Source organism: Streptomyces sp. NPDC059718 (assembly GCF_042733315.1).
Classification (GTDB): Bacteria; Actinomycetota; Actinomycetes; order Streptomycetales; family Streptomycetaceae; genus Actinacidiphila.
The window spans coordinates 40364-55459 of the sequence record NZ_JBHWGA010000050.1 but is presented as its reverse complement, the minus strand read 5'-3'; the positions used below and the strand labels follow the sequence as shown (position 1 = coordinate 55459).

The 15096-nt window shown below is 73.1% G+C and carries 17 protein-coding genes and 1 pseudogene; 12 read left to right on the top strand and 6 right to left on the bottom strand.

Translation table 11 applies throughout. The annotated features are described in order from the left end of the window. From ACFV3E_RS37885 to ACFV3E_RS37835, 11 genes and pseudogenes are all read left to right on the top strand, one after another. Complete coding sequence (locus ACFV3E_RS37885; RefSeq protein WP_500539709.1) at nucleotides 1-444, top strand: FMN-binding protein; 444 nt, start codon at nucleotides 1-3, stop codon at nucleotides 442-444. A 34-nt stretch (nucleotides 445-478) separates the two neighbouring features. After that, the gene (locus ACFV3E_RS37880) at nucleotides 479-1204 is read left to right on the top strand and encodes an FAD:protein FMN transferase (protein WP_500539737.1); all 726 of its coding nucleotides are present in this window, start codon (nucleotides 479-481) and stop codon (nucleotides 1202-1204) included. Between the two features lie 149 nt (nucleotides 1205-1353). Next, nucleotides 1354-1995, top strand: a complete 642-nt coding sequence (locus ACFV3E_RS37875) for a CBS domain-containing protein (protein ID WP_500539707.1) — start codon at nucleotides 1354-1356, stop codon at nucleotides 1993-1995. A 120-nt stretch (nucleotides 1996-2115) separates the two neighbouring features. Continuing rightward, a complete protein-coding gene (locus tag ACFV3E_RS37870; protein ID WP_500539705.1) occupies nucleotides 2116-3183 on the top strand; it encodes a zinc-dependent alcohol dehydrogenase family protein in 1068 nt (355 codons plus the stop codon). A 25-nt stretch (nucleotides 3184-3208) separates the two neighbouring features. Beyond that, nucleotides 3209-3871: a helix-turn-helix domain-containing protein gene (locus ACFV3E_RS37865; RefSeq protein WP_500539703.1), complete on the top strand. Its 663-nt coding sequence runs from the start codon at nucleotides 3209-3211 to the stop codon at nucleotides 3869-3871. Nucleotides 3872-3892: 21 nt separating this feature from the next. After that, on the top strand, nucleotides 3893-4813 hold the full coding sequence (locus ACFV3E_RS37860) for a universal stress protein (RefSeq protein ID WP_500539701.1): 921 nt from the start codon (nucleotides 3893-3895) through the stop codon (nucleotides 4811-4813). Nucleotides 4814-5177: 364 nt separating this feature from the next. Beyond that, complete coding sequence (locus tag ACFV3E_RS37855) at nucleotides 5178-5810, top strand: CBS domain-containing protein (protein WP_500539699.1); 633 nt, start codon at nucleotides 5178-5180, stop codon at nucleotides 5808-5810. A 287-nt stretch (nucleotides 5811-6097) separates the two neighbouring features. Beyond that, entirely contained in the window at nucleotides 6098-6718 is a 621-nt protein-coding gene (locus ACFV3E_RS37850) for a pyridoxamine 5'-phosphate oxidase family protein (RefSeq protein WP_500539697.1), read from the top strand. Nucleotides 6719-6752: 34 nt separating this feature from the next. Continuing rightward, a pseudogene (locus ACFV3E_RS37845) lies at nucleotides 6753-7141 on the top strand (response regulator); the annotation flags it as partial. A 151-nt stretch (nucleotides 7142-7292) separates the two neighbouring features. Continuing rightward, on the top strand, nucleotides 7293-8267 hold the full coding sequence (locus ACFV3E_RS37840) for an Acg family FMN-binding oxidoreductase (protein ID WP_500539695.1): 975 nt from the start codon (nucleotides 7293-7295) through the stop codon (nucleotides 8265-8267). Between the two features lie 437 nt (nucleotides 8268-8704). Further along, nucleotides 8705-9331, top strand: coding sequence for a hypothetical protein (locus ACFV3E_RS37835; RefSeq protein ID WP_500539693.1), 627 nt, complete (start codon nucleotides 8705-8707; stop codon nucleotides 9329-9331). Nucleotides 9332-9421: 90 nt separating this feature from the next. Here the strand turns inward: ACFV3E_RS37835 and ACFV3E_RS37830 are convergent, their stop codons facing one another. From ACFV3E_RS37830 to ACFV3E_RS37810, 5 genes are all read right to left on the bottom strand, one after another. Then, on the bottom strand, nucleotides 9422-10582 hold the full coding sequence (locus tag ACFV3E_RS37830; protein ID WP_500539691.1) for an LLM class flavin-dependent oxidoreductase: 1161 nt from the start codon (nucleotides 10580-10582) through the stop codon (nucleotides 9422-9424). 26 nt (nucleotides 10583-10608) lie between these two features. Continuing rightward, on the bottom strand, nucleotides 10609-11805 hold the full coding sequence (locus ACFV3E_RS37825) for an SfnB family sulfur acquisition oxidoreductase (RefSeq protein WP_500539689.1): 1197 nt from the start codon (nucleotides 11803-11805) through the stop codon (nucleotides 10609-10611). Further along, nucleotides 11802-12359, bottom strand: coding sequence for an NADPH-dependent FMN reductase (ssuE, locus tag ACFV3E_RS37820; RefSeq protein WP_500372306.1), 558 nt, complete (start codon nucleotides 12357-12359; stop codon nucleotides 11802-11804). Before ssuE ends, ACFV3E_RS37825 begins: the two co-directional genes overlap by 4 nt. A gap of 29 nt (nucleotides 12360-12388) precedes the next feature. Next, a complete protein-coding gene (gene sfnG, locus ACFV3E_RS37815; RefSeq protein ID WP_500539687.1) occupies nucleotides 12389-13525 on the bottom strand; it encodes a dimethylsulfone monooxygenase SfnG in 1137 nt (378 codons plus the stop codon). Between the two features lie 183 nt (nucleotides 13526-13708). Next, nucleotides 13709-13789 carry a putative leader peptide gene (locus ACFV3E_RS37810; protein ID WP_392567699.1) on the bottom strand — a complete coding sequence of 27 codons (81 nt, stop codon included), beginning with the start codon at nucleotides 13787-13789 and terminating at the stop codon, nucleotides 13709-13711. A 7-nt stretch (nucleotides 13790-13796) separates the two neighbouring features. Here ACFV3E_RS37810 and ACFV3E_RS37805 point away from each other — a divergent pair, with 7 nt between their 5' ends. Then, nucleotides 13797-14021, top strand: a complete 225-nt coding sequence (locus ACFV3E_RS37805) for a hypothetical protein (RefSeq protein WP_500539739.1) — start codon at nucleotides 13797-13799, stop codon at nucleotides 14019-14021. A gap of 68 nt (nucleotides 14022-14089) precedes the next feature. Here ACFV3E_RS37805 and ACFV3E_RS37800 read toward each other — a convergent pair whose 3' ends face one another. After that, on the bottom strand, nucleotides 14090-14878 hold the full coding sequence (locus ACFV3E_RS37800) for an SAM-dependent methyltransferase (protein ID WP_500539685.1): 789 nt from the start codon (nucleotides 14876-14878) through the stop codon (nucleotides 14090-14092). Nucleotides 14879-15096: the final 218 nt, after the last annotated feature.

Genomic DNA, 15096 nt, shown 5'->3' with positions numbered 1-15096 from the left:
ATGCGCCGCGCCGTGCTCACCACCACCGGGACCAGCGCCCTCATCGCCGGAATGCTCCTCCTCAAACCCCACCAGCCGTCCGTGGTGGCGGGTGGTCCGGATCCCTCGGCGGACTCGCCCACGCCCCGGCGGTCGGAGCCGGCGTCCGCGGGCGCCCACGGCGCCGCCACCAGCACCTTCACCGGTGCGCCCGTCGACACCCCGTACGGGACCGTGCAGGTGGCCGCCGTGCTCGCCGAGGGGAAGATCACCGCCGTCCGGGTGCTCCGGGCGCCGGAGGGCAACGGCAGGGACCGGCAGATCGCCGCCTACGCCCTGCCCCGTCTGACGCAGGAGGCCCTCGGCGCCCAGAGCGCCCGCATCGACGCCGTGTCCGGGGCGAGCTACACCAGCCAGGGGTACGTCCGGTCCCTGCAGAGCGCTCTGGACCAGGCCCGTGCGTGACCCCGCCTCCGGCCTGCACCACGTCGAACACGTCATGGGCACCGTCTTCTCCTTCGACGTCCGGGACCGGGCCACGTCCGCCATCCGCCACGCCCTCGACCGTGCCGTCCGCCATCTGCACACCGTGGACGCCGTGTTCTCCACGTACCGTCCCGACAGCGCCGTCAGCAGGCTCGGCCGTGGCGAGATCGGCCTCGCCGACTGTCCGGGCGAGGTGGGCGACGTGCTGGAGCTGTGCGCCCGGGCGGGCCACGAGACGGACGGCTGGTTCAGCGTCACGGCCCGTGGCACCCTCGACCCCTCGGGCCTCGTCAAGGGGTGGGCCGCCGAGAACGCCTCCCGGATGCTCCACGAGGCCGGCGCGCACCACACCTGCGTCAACGGCGGCGGCGACATCCGCCTCCGAGGCGAAGCGGCCCCCGGCACACCTTGGCGCATCGGCATCGCCGACCCGCTGCGCCCAGGGGTGCCGCTCGCCGTCGTGACCGCGAGCGGGGACCTGGCCATCGCCACCTCGGGCACCGCGGAGCGGGGCGCCCACATCCTCGTCCCGCACGACGCCACCCCGGCCACCGAGCTGGTCTCCCTCACGGTCGTCGGACCGGCCCTGACGATGACCGATGCCTACGCCACCGCGGCCTTCGCGCGCGGCAACGCATCCCACACCTGGCTGGAGGCCCTGGACGGATACGAGGCGCTCGCCGTCCTCCCCGACGGCCGCACATGGCGAACGTCCGGATTCGGCAACCACGTCCCTTGAGCGGCGACCGCGCTGATCCGCGCGCCAGGTGGCCGGGAGGCGAGGGGCATTGGGACCGCCCACGGGGCCGGGTGGCCCCATGGCAGCGGTTGCCGGAGCGTCCCAGACTGGGTGCGGGAGGTCTTCCGTCCTCGTCGAAGGAGGCGGCCATGAACGCCAACCGGCATCCGGCGACCGTCGGCGACGTGATGACGCGCAAGGTCGTCGCGGTCGCCCTGGGCACGTCGTTCAAGGAGATCGTGCGGACCCTGGAGCAGTGGAAGGTCAGCGCGCTGCCCGTGGTGGCCGACGGGACCCGGGTCGTCGGCGTGGTCTCCGAGGCGGATCTGCTGCGCAAGGAGGAACACCGCGAGGACGACGCCCCGCCGGTCGGCGCAGGCCCGGACAAGGCGGCCGCGGTCACCTCCGAGCAGTTGATGACGGCCCCGGCGGTCACCGTGCGCGAGGACGAGCCGCTGGCGCGGGCGGCGCGGACGATGGCCGTGCACCATGTGAAGCGGCTGCCGGTGGTCGACGCCGACGGCTCGCTGCGGGGCGTGGTGAGCCGGGGCGACCTGCTCAAGGTGTTCCTGCGGACGGACGCGGAGATCACCCGTGACGTGCGGGACGTCCTCGCGGGCGAACTCCTTTCGGGCGCTTGGCAGTTGGTCGAGATCGAAGCCACCGACGGAATCGTCACGGTGAGCGGCCTGCTCGCCGACCGCTCGCTCGTCCCGGTCGTGGCACGGATCGTGCGCTCGGTCGAGGGTGTCGTGGACGTGCGCTTCGACCTCACCTCGAGCCGCGTGTGAAGTGCCCCCGACGGCGACCGGTCGGACCCCCCCGACGGACCCGACCGGCCCAAGCGGACGCCGGGCGCCCCGCAACACGCTGGCAGCAGCACACGACTCCGCCCGAAGGAGGGGAAGGCCATGAAGGCGTGGGTTTTCCAGGAGCCCGGGCAGGCGCGCTGGCAGGAGGTGCCGGATCCGGACGTCGAGGACTCCGGCGACGCGATCGTCCGCGTCGACGCGGTCACCATCTGCGGCACCGATCTGCACATCCTCAAGGGTGACGTGCCCGACGTGCGCCCCGGCACCGTGCTGGGGCACGAGGCGGTCGGCGAGGTCGTCGAAACCGGTACCGGAGTCGCGACGGTGCGTCCCGGCGACCGGGTCGTGATCTCCTGCGTCTGCGGGTGCGGCCGGTGCCGCTTCTGCCGCGAGGGCGCCTACGGGCAGTGCCTGGGCGGTGGAGGCTGGGTACTGGGGCACCTGATCGACGGGACGCAGGCCGAATACGTGCGCGTGCCGTTCGCCGACCTCTCCCTCCACCCACTGCCCGCCTCGCTGGGCGACCAGGACGCGGTGCTGCTCGCCGACGTCTTCCCCACGGCCTACGAGGTGGGTGTCCTCAACGGCCACGTGCGGCCCGGCGACAACGTGGCCGTCGTCGGCACCGGACCCATCGGGCTGGCCGCGATCGCCACGGCCCGTCTCTACTCCCCCGACCGGATCATCGCGATCGACCTGGCGGAGGCCCGGCTGGACGCGGCCAAGCGCCTGGGGGCCGAGGCCGTCGCCAACGCCGGTGAGCAGCCCGAACGGCTGGTCCACGACCTGACCGAGGGACTCGGTGCCGACGTCGTGATCGAGGCGGTGGGACTGCCCGAGAGCTTCGAACTGTGCTCGCGCATCGTGCGGCCGGGCGGCCACCTCGCCAACGTCGGCGTCCACGGCGCGCCGGCCAGGCTCCACCTGGAGGACCTGTGGAGCAGGAACGTGACGATCACGACGGGATTGGTGGACACGTTCTCCACCCCGGTCCTATTGCGCATGATGGCGGCCGGACGCCTTCCGGCCGCGTCCCTCGTCACCCACACCTTCGAACTCCACGACATGGCGGAGGCCTACGACGTGTTCGGCCGGGCGGCCGACACCGGAGCGCTCAAGGTCGTCCTGGGCGGCCCGCAGCACACGGCGGTGGCGCTCACCGGCTGAGCACCGAGGAAAGGACCGAGCGGTCATGACGAAGCACCCGACAGCCACCGCGCCCGGGGACGTCGGCCGGCGCATCGCGATGCGCCGTGCGGAACTGGGTCTGTCGCAGGAGGATGTGGCGCGCCGCACGGGCATCGCCACGGGCTACCTGCGGTACGTGGAACAGGACTCCACCGCCGCTCCGGGCGTCGCGACGCTGCGCGGCCTGGCCATGGCGCTGGACACCAGTGTTTCCGCGCTCAGCGGGGGCGAGGCCGATCTGCCGCCGGGTCGCGGGCAGGCCGCACTCCGTGCCGAACTGGTCGAACTGGGCGGCGCGGAGTGCTGGAGACTGCTGTCCACGCACGGGGTCGGCAGGCTCGCCCTGTCCATGCCCGACGGGCTCACCGTCCTGCCGGTCAACTACAGCGTCGACGAGGGCACGATCGCCTTCCGCACTTCCCCTGCAGCGACCCCCGCGGAGGCCTCCGACACCAGGTGCGCCTTCGAGGTGGACGAGGTGGACGACGCCCTGAGCCAGGGCTGGAGCGTCCTCGTCCGTGGCATGGCGCACACCGTGACCGACGCCGCGGGCGTCCGGCGGCTCGACGACCGGGCGTACACGGGGCCGTGGGCCGGCGGGGATCGCGACCTGTGGGTGCGGATCACCCCGGCGACCATAACGGGCCGCCGCATCGTGGTCGGCTGACATGAGGGCAAGGGGACGGGGATGAACGGCACCGGATACGGAGCGGAGCCGCCCCGCGGACCGCACGGGGACGTCGTCGTGGGGTTCGACGGGTCGGATCCCGCCGTACGCGCCTTGGACGTTGCCGCCGACGAGGCACACCGGCGGGACACCGCGCTGCGGATCGTGCTCGGCCTGCCGTGGCCCGATCCGGGCGAGGTCGGATTCGGCCTGGACGCCGATCGTGAGCGCGCGCGGGGCGAAGCGGCCCGTACGGTCCTGGACTTGGCCGCCGCACGCATGGAGGACCGGTACCCGGGGCTGTCCGTCGCGCTGGAGCAGGCGGCCGAGCCGGCTGCCTCCGCGCTGGTCCGCCTGGGCCGGGCCGCGGCCCTGACCGTCGTCGGCACCCGCGGCCGTGGCGGCTTCGCCGGGCTGCTCCTGGGTTCCGTCAGCCTGCGGGTGGCCGCTCACACCGCCGGCCCGCTGATGGTCGTCCGCGGCGAGGACACGGCCGCCCGGCGGGGGCTGCTGCACGACAAGGTGCTGCTCGGTCTGGAGGACGAAAGCGACGCCGAGGCCGCTCTGTTCGCCTTCGAGGAGGCCGGACGACGCGGCGCACGGGTGCGGGTACTGCACACGTGGGCCCACCCGCACGTCTCCCTGGGCGAGTGGCCCGTGTCCCACCGTCAGGACCTGGCCTCGCAGGCCCGGCAGCACAAGGAACTCGCGCGGTTCGCCGTGTCCAAGGTGACCGAACGCTTCCCCGATGTCGCCGTGCGCGTGGACTCCGTTCCAGGACATGCTGCGGCCGCCCTGGTGGAGGCGAGTCGCGCGGCGGACGTGCTGGTGGTCGGCGCCCACCGGCGGGAGACCCGTCCGTTGGGACTGCACCTGGGCCCGGTCACCCATGCCGTGCTGCATCACGCGCACTGCCCCGTCGTCCTGGTCCCGATCGGCTGACCGCCTGGTCCCCCGTCGTGCGGTCAGACGCCTTCGGTACCGGCCGGGCCCGGACAAGGGGCCGGTAGGCCCCTGCGGGCGCCGGGTTCCGGGGCACAGGATGTAGGCGAGGGTCGCCGCCAGGGCCGCCCGGTCGGCTCACGCCACATCACCTCGACGGGCTGCATGACGGAGGTGCCGGCCCAGGCGCGGCAGGGCCTGATGGAGTTCGGCTCTGCGGGGCCGATCCGGCCTTCGGCCGGGCCGTGTCCCGCCATGTGGCCCACCACCTGCCGCAGACCCGCACCCGTCTGCTGGACCTCCACGGGCCCGGGCAGCAGAACCCCACGTTGCCTGCCCGGGCCCATCCCGCGAGGAGGAACTGATGCACGGCAGCCCCCACGTCGTCAGCGACGTGATGACCCGGTCCGTCGTCGCCGTCGGCCGGAACGCGTCGTTCAAGGAGATCGTCATGACGATGGGGCGCTGGAAGGTCAGCGCCCTGCCCGTGCTGGAGGGCGAGGGCCGGGTCGTCGGTGTGGTCTCCGAGGCCGACCTGCTGCCCAAGGAGGAGTACCGCGACAGCGCCCCTTCCCGCGACGAGCAGATGCGACGGCTGCCGGATCTGGGCAAGGCCGGCGCCACCACCGCCGACGAGCTGATGAGCGCCCCCGCCGTGTGCGTGCACAGCGACGCCACGCTGGCCCAGGCGGCGCGCGCCATGGCGTTCCGCCACGTCAAGCGCCTGCCGGTCATCGACGGTGAGGGCATGCTGTGCGGCATCGTCAGCCGGGGCGACCTGCTGAAGGTCTTCCTGCGACCGGACGAGGAGATCGCCGAGGAGGTCAACCGCGAGATCGCCGGGTACCTCTTCCCCGGCGAACCCTCGTCGGTGCGGGCACGCGTCGACGGGGGCGTCGTCCACTTCTCCGGCGCGCCGGGCGACCCGTCCCTGGTTCCCGTGGCGTCACGGTTCGCACGTGCCGTGGAGGGCGTCGTCGACGCCGTATGGGACTGACCTGCGCCGCACGCGTTCGGCAGGGATGGCCGGGCCCGCGGCCGTCCATCCCGCCCACGCCTCCTCGACATCGGTCCCGCGTCGCAACGGATTGCGCCGCCACCAGGCCGTTCTCACCGGCTGTGGGGCCCGTTCGGCCCTGTCTCCGCGGCCGCCGGCGGACGACCATCGGAAGGGTGCGACCGCGACCGCGGCAGTGCGCGGTCTCTCGGAGCCTCGGGACGAAGGACGTGAGCAGCATGGCACCGAACCCGTTTCCGGCCGCGCCTGGTGACATGGGGCGCCGTGTGGCCAAACGGCGCGACGAGCTGGGCCTGACGCGTGAGGAGGTCGCGGCCCGGGCCGGCATGGCCACCAGTTATCTGCGGTTCATCGAGGAACAGTCCACCGCGGCTCCCGGTCCGGGAACGCTGGGCACCCTCGCGGCCGTCCTGGACACGACGGTCGTCGCGCTCAACGGAGGTGAGGCCGACCTTCCGCCCGGCCGGCTCGGACGCGCCTCGTCCCACGCACGCCTGGTGGAACTCACCGCCGAGGAGTGCTGGTCACGCCTGGACGGCCACGGTGTGGGCCGGATCGCGGTGACCGCTCCCGGTCGCGAGGCCATCCTGCCCGTGAACTACACCGTCGTCGACCGGTCCGTCGTCTTCAGGACCGCCCCCGGTTCCGGGCCGTCCGAGGTCACCGGAACGGAGGTCGTCTTCGAGGTGGACCACGTGGACGAGGCGCTCAGCCAGGGCTGGAGCGTCCTCGTGCGCGGCAGGGCCAGGCGTGTCGAGGACCCGGAGGCGGTGCGGCACCTCGCCCGGCAGGCGTACAGCGGTCCGTGGCCGGGCGACGACGACCGCAGCGAGTGGGTGCGGATCGAGGCGGGAGCCGTGAGCGGCCGACGCATCGACGTCCCCTGACCTGCCCGCTCCGCTGCGATGGGTCGATTCGGCCCTGGCGCGCCCGGTCCTCGACGGTGACGATCACCGGGACGCGGGACGACAGCACGGCGACACAGGGCAGGGGCCGGCACGGTCGGCCACCCGCGGCCCGGCACTGCGGCCGGACGTGGCGATGCTCGACGTGCACCTTCCGGACGGCGACGGCATCGGCGACTGCCGGGAGCTGCGCTCGCGTATGCCGGGGCCGGCCTGCCCGATGCTGACGTCCTTCGCCGACGACGCCCTGCTGGACGCGATCATGGCCGGTGCCGGCCACGTGCTGAAGCAGATCAGTCGATACGCGACCCGGCGACCACCGCCCGGCTGATGAACGGCCTCCCTCACCAAGAAGAACCGGCGAGTCCGCGGGACGAGACACTGGCCGCGCTCACCCCACGCGACAGCCCAGCCCGCCCCCCGTGCCGAGGCCGAGCCGCGCCGCTGAGTCGTGCCGGGTGGCCCCGGCCTCCGGGACGACCGGCCCCTCACCCGACGCAGTGGCGGAGCCGCAACCTGGAACCGGATCCCGTTCCCGGTCCGGGAGGAGAGCGCCATGATGCCCACGACCCTCGACGGGGCCACGCTGGAGAAACTCGTCTCCGCCGCCGTCGCCGCACCGTCCTTCCACAACAGCCAGCCGTGGCGCTTCCGGCTGGAGCCGGACACCGCCACGATCCTGGTCCGTGCCGCGGGTGAGCGCGGCCTGCGTGAGGCCGACCCCCTGGGCAGGGCGCTGCACGTGTCCGTCGGTGCCGCGGTGTTCAACCTGCGGGTCGCGGTCGCCCACTTCGGCTGGGAACCCGTCGTCCGGTTGCTGCCCGTCCCGGCGCAGCCGGACCTGCTGGCCTCGGTACGCCTGGCCGGGCCGCCCCGCAGCGGTGGTGAGCGCCACGCGGACCTGTACCGGGCGTTGTGGCGCCGGCACAGCAGCCGCACACCCTTCTCAGGGCAGTGGCCCCCGGGACCGGTCCTCGCCGAACTGGCGGACGCCGCCTTGGCGGAAGGGGCGAGGCTCCACCTGCCGGACGCCGGGGAGACGCGGCGGCTGCTGCGGCTGACCGAGGAGGCCGAGCAGCGCGGCGTCGTCGACCCCGCGCGGCGTGCCGAGAGCCGGAGCTGGATCCGCGACGACGCTCCGGACGGCCTGCCGCCGACGGCCCTCGGCCCGCGGGACGCATCGGCCCTGCTGCCCATGCGGGACTTCTCCGCGCTCCGCCCGGAGAACCAGCTGCCCTCCGCGGTCTTCGAGCGGCAGCCCTTGATCGCGGTGCTGTCCACCGCCCACGACCGGCGCGCTGACTGGCTGCGGGCCGGCCAGGCACTGGAGCACGTCCTGCTGGTGGCCACGGCGCACCGGGTGCGGGCGTCCCTGCTGCACCAGGCGCTGGAGTGGCCCGACCTCCGCTGGGCGCTGCGCAGCCCGGAAGGCGGGCCAGGGCACGTCCAGATGCTCATCCGGCTCGGATACGGCCCTCAGGGCCCGGGGAGCCCGCGCATGTCAGCGACGGAGGTCGTGGAGGGGACGTGACGTTCCGGCTACCTGCCGAGCGGCAAGCTCCACCCAGGTGCGTTCCCCAGGGCGGCCGCCGGCGGGGCGGTGAACGACCCGCCGGGCTTCCCGCCCGCTGCACCGGGTTCGACAGTCCGCTACGGCGGCCACCTCCGGGCAGCCCGTCCCGTCGTCGCCCACGGCGGCGGGACGTCGGTGTCGATGAGGCCGTATGCGCCGTGGCGGGGTGAACTCGAGGGCGGCCACCGCCTCCTCGACCCCCTCGGCGATGCGCACGCGCAGTCCCAGACGGGTCGGTCCCGCGGAGACCCCAACCGGGCGCCGTAGCAGGGACGTTCGGCCCCATACCGATGGGCCTTCGGCCCACGGCGGACCTCCCCTGCCACGCAGGACAGTGAACACGCAACGAAATCCACCAGGTTAACGCTCCTCCCGGATCGGAAGGGATCAGCACCATGGCCATCCAAGGACACCCCCAGCGGCACACCGGCCTGCGCCTCCCCGCACGGCGCAAGGCGGGCACCGGCACCGCACCGTCCGGCGAGGCTGCTGCCACGTCCGCCACGGACGTCCGCGCCCACGTCCTCGCGGGCCTGCGCGTCCTGACCGGGTTCGTCTTCCTGTGGGCCTTCCTCGACAAGGCCTTCGGTCTCGGCTACGCCACCGGCTCCGGCAAGGGCTGGATCGACGGCGGCTCGCCGACCCGGGGGTTCCTCAGCGGCGTCGCGGCCGGCCCCCTGCGGTCCGCCTTCCACGCCTGGGCGGGTGCCGGCTGGGCGGACTGGCTGTTCATGCTCGGTCTGCTCGGCATCGGCGTCGCCGTCACGACCGGTGTGGCGCTGCGGATCTCCGCCGTGGCCGGCACCGCGATGATGGCCCTGATGTGGGTCGCCGAGTGGCCCCCGGCCCGGCACCTGGCCGACGGATCGCCCAGCATGTCGGCCAACCCCTTCGCCGACTACCACCTGGTCTACGCGGTCGTGCTGGTCGCCCTTGCCGCCGCCTCCGCCGGCACCACGTGGGGTCTGGGCCGCGTCTGGGCCCGGCTGCCCCTGGTCCGCGACCACGCCTGGCTCCGCTGACGCCCACGGCTATGCCCGCCACCGGCCCGGGGAGCTCCGCTCCCCGGGCCCTGACGGCTTGCGAGAAGGAGGCCGGCGCTCAGGGGTGGATCACGGTGTGCTTCCGGCGTCCGCGAAGGGGATCTGCGCCGAGTCGGCCGCCGGGCTGCCGAAGGGGTGCCGCCACAGGCCCTGTGCCTGGAGTCTCGGCAGGACCCCCTCTCCGAACCAGTACGCCTCCTCCAGGTGCGGATAGCCGGAGAGGATGAACTCCTCGATGCCGAGGGCGTGGTACTCCTTGATCCGCTCGGCGACCTCGTCGTGACTGCCGACCAGCGCGGTACCCGCGCCACCGCGCACCAGGCCGATGCCCGCCCACAGGTTGGGGTGGACCACCAGGCGGTCGCGGCTGCCGCCGCGGTGCAGGTCGAGCATGCGCCGCTGGCCCTCGGACTCGCTGCGGGACAGTCCGGCCTGGACGGCCGCGACGGTCTGCGGGTCGAAACCGTCCAGGAGGCGGTCGGCCTCGGCCCAGGCCTGCTCGGAGGTGTCGCGCGTGATGACGTGCAACCGGATGCCGAAGCGCAGGGTGCGTCCCTGTCCGGCCGCCAGGCCCCGGATCCAGGCGATCTTCTCGGCGACCTGCGCGGGCGGCTCGCCCCAGGTCAGGTAGACGTCGGCGTGCCGGGCGGCGACCTCACCGGCCACCGGTGAGGAACCTCCGAAGTACACCTCGGGAACCGGGTCGGGCACCCGGGCGAGCTTCGCGTCCTCGACCTGGAGGTGCTCACCGCGAAGGTCGACGGACTTGCCCTCCCACAGCCCCTTCACGACCTCCAGGAACTCACCGGTGCGGCGGTACCGCGCGTCCTTGTCCAGGAAGTCGCCGTACGCCCGCTGCTCATGGCTCTCTCCCCCGGTGACGACGTTGAGGAGCAGCCGTCCGCCGGTCTGGCGCTGGAAGGTGGACGCCATCTGGGCGGCGAGCGTCGGCGAGACGAAGCCGGGCCGGAAGGCCACCAGGAACTTCAGCCGTTCCGTGTGCTGGCTGACCATGGCCGTGGTCAGCCAGGCGTCCTCGCACCACGCGCCCGTGGGGGTGAGTGCGCCGGCGAAGCCGAGGTCCTCCGCGGCGCGGGCGATCTGGCTCAGGTAGGCGATCGACGGCGGCCGGTCGCGGCCGGACCGGGTGGCCGGGGTGCCGTGGCCGCCTCCGACGACGTGGCGGCTGTCGCCGTTGGTGGGCAGGAACCAGTGGAAGGTGAGGGACACGTGGGCTCTCCGATCGGGGTGGTCCGTCACAGCAGGCCGTGGCGGGGCGGCCTGGTGCCGTTGAGCACGTACCGGCCGATGTGCTGGACCTTCCAGCGGGACGGGTCGTGCAGGGTGTGGGTGCGGGCGTCGCGCCAGTGACGGTGCAGGCCCAGGGAGTCGAGTGCCGACCGGGTGCCGGAGACCTCGAAGAGGGCGCTCGCGACCTCGACCGCGGTTTCGGCCGCCGTCACCTTGGCCGCGGCCACCGCGATCGAGGCCTCGGCGGCCGAGGTCTCGGTCAGGTCGGCACGCGCTGCGTCCACGGCCTTCGCCGCGGCGGACAGGAGCGCGTCGGCGGCCCGTACCCGGATGGCCAGTTCCCCGAACCGCTGGATGAGCAGAGGGTCCTCGGCGGCGGTCTCGTGCCCCTCCTCAACGCTTTCGAACCAGGGGCGGCTCTTGGTGCGGACGAACTCCACGGCCTCCGCCAGCGCACCGGCGGCGATCCCCGCGTCGATGGCGGCGTGCAGCAACTGGGCGACGGCGCCGTGCAGTTGCGGGCCCCGGAAGGTGAGGTGGTGAGGCACGACCCGTTCGGCGGGAACGGGCACCGACTCCAGGCGTACGGTGCCGCTGGCGGTCGTGCGCTGCCCCATGCCGTCCCAGTCGTCCACGACGGTGAGCCCGGGCGCGTCGCACGGCACGTACGCCACGTGGAGGTCGCCGTCGTCGGCGCGGGCGAGGACGGGGATCCAGTCGGCGAACAGGGCGCCGGTGGAGTAGTGCTTGACGCCGTCGAGCGCGTACGTGCCGTCCGGCAGCCGGGTGAGCCGGGTCCGGATGTCCCGCACGTGCCGGGTGCCCGCTTCGGACTGGGCGTTGCCGAAGCGCTTGCCGCGCAGCACCTCGCGGAAGAAGAACTCCTTCTGCTCGTGGGTGCCCTGCCGGCGCAGCACGTTGACGTACACGAAGTGGCTCTGCGGGATCTGGGCGAGACTGGGATCTGCGGCGGCCAGCAGGTGGAAGATCCCGGCGAGCGTCCCGGTGCTGACGTCCGCGCCGCCGAACTCGGCGGGCACGGTCACCGCGAGGAGGCCGGAGGCGGACAGCCGTTCCAGCTCCGGGCGCGGGAGCCTGCGCCGTGCGTCCCGTTCGGCGGCGCCCTTGCGGAAGTCGGCGGCGAGTGCGGCGGCGACGGCGAGGGCCCCGGCGTCGTCGGCGATGGTGGTCGCGGCCTTCATCCGGTGGCCGCCAGGAACGTGGGGTGGCCACCGAGCGCACGCGAGAACTGGTCCGTGACCTGACGCAGTGCCTCGGCCGAGGCGGGGGCCACGGTCAGCGTGCCGTCGTCGCCCACGGTGAGGTCCTTGTCGAGGGTGAACCAGCCCGGCGTGATGTGCGCGGGGTTCATGGAACTCAGCACGGGGCGCAGGGCGTAGTCGATGGCCAGGACGTGGGCGGTCGTGCCGCCGGTGGCCAGCGGGAGGACGGTCTTGCCCGCGAGTGCGTACTGCGGGAGCAGGTCGAGCAGCGACTTCAGCAGCCCGGAGTAGGCGGCCTTGTAGACGGGGGTGCCGATCACGACGCCGTCCGCCCGGGCGAAGAGGGCCACGGCCTCGACGATCGCCGGATGGCCGAAGTCGGCGTGCAGCAGGGCCTCGGCCGGGAGTGTGCGGACGTCCAGCGGGATCACTTCGTGCCCCTGGGCGGTGAGCCGGTCGTCCAGGTGGCGCAGCAGCCGCGCGGTGCGGGACGTTGCGGAGGGGCTTCCGGAGACGGACAGGACGGTGGCCATACCGGGACCTTCCAGGTGTCGGGACGGGGTCAGTGGGCGGTGCGGGTGAGGGCGGGGCCGTCGCCGGCGGGTCGGGCGGCCTCCATCTCGCGGACGAGGGGCAGTACCCGCTTGCCGAAGTACTCGACCTCCTCCAGGTAGTGCAGGAAGCCGAGGAGGAAGAGGTCGACGCCGAGGCGCTGGTGGGCGACGATCCGTTCCGCGATCTGCTCCGGGGTGCCGATGAGGCCCGTGCGGAAGCCGTCGTTGTACTGGACCAGGTCCTCGAACGTGGAGTCCTGCCACATGCCCTTGCCGTCGGCGGTCGACCGCCCCGCCTGCCGGACGGCGTCGCGGAAGCCGTGGACGGCCGGGGTGTCGGCCTTGGCGACGATCTCGCGGAGGGTGTCGCGGGCCTCGGCCTCGGTGTCACGGGCGATGAGGAAGGCGTTGAGGCCGAACTCCGGTGCCGGGCGGCCGGATTCTGCGGCGGAGGCTCGGACGTCCGCGATCTGCTCGGTGACGCCGTCGGCGTCCGTGCCGTTGCTGAAGTACCAGTCGGAGACGCGGCCGGCCATCCGGCGGGCGGCGGAGGAGTTGCCGCCCTGGAAGATCTCCGGATGCGGGCGCTCGGGGGTGTTCAGGGGCTTGGGCTTGAGGGAGAAGTCCCGCAGCCGGTAGAAGTCCCCGGCGAGTTCGGCGTGGTCCTCGGTCCAGATCGTGCGGAGCGCGCGGATGAACTCCTCGGAGCGCCGGTACCGCTCGTCGTGTTCCAGCCAGGGTTCGCCGAGGGCGGTGAACTCGCCCTTGAACCAGCCGCTGACGACGTTGACGGCGAAGCGGCCGTGGGACAGGTGGTCGACGGTGGCGCCGAGCTTGGCGAGGACGCCCGGGTGCCACAGGCCGGGGTGGACGGCGGCGATGACCTTCAGGCGCCGGGTGGCCAGCAGCAGGGCGAGGCTGAAGCTGGTCGACTCGTGCTGGTACTCGGCGCCGTAGCTCGCCATGTAGCGGACCTGGCTGAGCGCGTAGTCGAACCCGTTGTCCTCCGCGAGCACGGCCAGATCGCGGTTGTAGTCGTAGCCCCAGTCGGTGCGCTGTTCGATGCTGCTGGTGACCAGTCCGCCGCTGACGTTCGGCACCCAGTAGGCGAAACGGACGGGGTCGGTCGCGGGCGGTGCGGGCATGGGGGTCTCCTGGCGAAGGTGCGCACGGATCGGCGCGCGCGAGGGCGGGGAGGAGGTTCGTCGACCGGAATTCAGGCGCGCGGGACAGAGGTTCCCGGGCAGGCCGCGGTCACGGCAGAAGGCGGCCGCAGAAGGAATTCACGGGGAGATCGACGTGCGTGCGAGGGTTTCCCTCGGGCGCGTTCAGGCCCGCCGGCGACAGAAGGAGCTGGAGACACGCTCGAGGTCGACATGGCGTCGCCGCGTGAGGTCCTGTCGCTTCATGTCTTCGATGGAACAGCAGGAAGTCCGGCCGGTCAAGAACGCCCGGATGCGATTCCACATGCTGAGAGTCGCGTCGGTGACCGAGCTGCGGCTGGAACTGCCGTACGAGTTCCACCGGGAGGAGTACGAGCAGATCCTGCACGACGTACGGCACCTGGTCGCGCCCGAACTGGGGTGGCGGCCCGCCGAGGACGACCTGCCCGCCGGACGGCCGCTCCCGGCGGGACGGTGACGCTGCGGCCCGGACGGTGACGCTGCGGCCCGGCCGGACCGCGTCGCGCACCGTTGCGGGCGCGGGCGTCACGGGACGCGGGCGACTCCGGCGTAGATCCCGCTGCCCTCGGGGGACGGCGCCGGGGACGTCCTGAACCACTCCGGGGCCGTCACCAGGCCGGGGGCGACGAGGTCCAGGCCGTCGAAGAAGCGGGCGACTTCCGGGCGCGTACGGAAACCGAGGCGGATGCCGCCCTTGGCGTACTCGGCGGTGACCTGTTCGGCGAGCTCCGGGTAGAGATCGGAAGCGGCGTGGGACAGGACGAGGTGACTGCCCGGCGGCAGCGCGGCGAGCAGGGGCCGCACGATGCCGTGGGCGTCCTGCTCGTCGGGGACGAAGTGCAGCAGGGCGATGAGCGAGAGCGCGACGGGGCGTGTGAAGTCCAGGACGCCCCGCGCGTGCTCGAGGATCTCCTCCGGCCGATGGACGTCGGCCTGGAGGAAGTCCGTGACGCCCTCGGGATGGCCCGCCAGCAGCGCCTGCGCGTGGTGCAGCACGAGGGGATCGTTGTCCGTGTAGACGACCTTCGCCGCCGGTATCACCTGCTGGACGATCTGGTGCAGGTTGGGTTCGGTGGGGATGCCCGAGCCGATGTCGAGGAACTGGTCGACGCCCTGCGCGGCGAGCCAGGCGGCGGCCCGTTGCATGAACTGCCGGTTCTGCCGGGCCGCGTCACGCGCCTCGGGCGGCAGCTTCTCGCCGACGGCCTCGTCGACGGGGTAGTTGTCCTTGCCGCCCAGCAGCCAGTCGTACACGCGCGCCGGGTGGGCCCTGCTGGTGTCGATCCGCGGTGAGTGGGGGGTGCCGGTCGCCATGACGCACTCCATCGCGCGAGGGGAGTCGGTCGTGCTGTCGATCGCGGCAGTCTCGCACACCATGTCGTACGCGAACACGGGCAGTTGGCCGGGGCGGCCCCCGTCCCCGCGGCTTTGGTGTCACAAATGGCGACATCTTCGGGCGCTCCCGAATTCACGTCACAACGATGGGAGCATTCATTCCCGTCCTCGAAACTTTCGGGGAAAGCGGGGCCCCG

Coding starts and splice junctions, on each gene's coding strand:
- ACFV3E_RS37885 (WP_500539709.1), top strand. CDS start 1: ATGCGCCGCGCCGTGCTCACCACCACCGGGACCAGCGCCCTCATCGCC.
- ACFV3E_RS37880 (WP_500539737.1), top strand. CDS start 479: ATGGGCACCGTCTTCTCCTTCGACGTCCGGGACCGGGCCACGTCCGCC.
- ACFV3E_RS37875 (WP_500539707.1), top strand. CDS start 1,354: ATGAACGCCAACCGGCATCCGGCGACCGTCGGCGACGTGATGACGCGC.
- ACFV3E_RS37870 (WP_500539705.1), top strand. CDS start 2,116: ATGAAGGCGTGGGTTTTCCAGGAGCCCGGGCAGGCGCGCTGGCAGGAG.
- ACFV3E_RS37865 (WP_500539703.1), top strand. CDS start 3,209: ATGACGAAGCACCCGACAGCCACCGCGCCCGGGGACGTCGGCCGGCGC.
- ACFV3E_RS37860 (WP_500539701.1), top strand. CDS start 3,893: ATGAACGGCACCGGATACGGAGCGGAGCCGCCCCGCGGACCGCACGGG.
- ACFV3E_RS37855 (WP_500539699.1), top strand. CDS start 5,178: ATGCACGGCAGCCCCCACGTCGTCAGCGACGTGATGACCCGGTCCGTC.
- ACFV3E_RS37840 (WP_500539695.1), top strand. CDS start 7,293: ATGATGCCCACGACCCTCGACGGGGCCACGCTGGAGAAACTCGTCTCC.
- ACFV3E_RS37835 (WP_500539693.1), top strand. CDS start 8,705: ATGGCCATCCAAGGACACCCCCAGCGGCACACCGGCCTGCGCCTCCCC.
- ACFV3E_RS37825 (WP_500539689.1), bottom strand. CDS start 11,805: ATGAAGGCCGCGACCACCATCGCCGACGACGCCGGGGCCCTCGCCGTC.
- ssuE (WP_500372306.1), bottom strand. CDS start 12,359: ATGGCCACCGTCCTGTCCGTCTCCGGAAGCCCCTCCGCAACGTCCCGC.
- sfnG (WP_500539687.1), bottom strand. CDS start 13,525: ATGCCCGCACCGCCCGCGACCGACCCCGTCCGTTTCGCCTACTGGGTG.
- ACFV3E_RS37810 (WP_392567699.1), bottom strand. CDS start 13,789: ATGAAGCGACAGGACCTCACGCGGCGACGCCATGTCGACCTCGAGCGT.
- ACFV3E_RS37805 (WP_500539739.1), top strand. CDS start 13,797: ATGGAACAGCAGGAAGTCCGGCCGGTCAAGAACGCCCGGATGCGATTC.
- ACFV3E_RS37800 (WP_500539685.1), bottom strand. CDS start 14,878: ATGGCGACCGGCACCCCCCACTCACCGCGGATCGACACCAGCAGGGCC.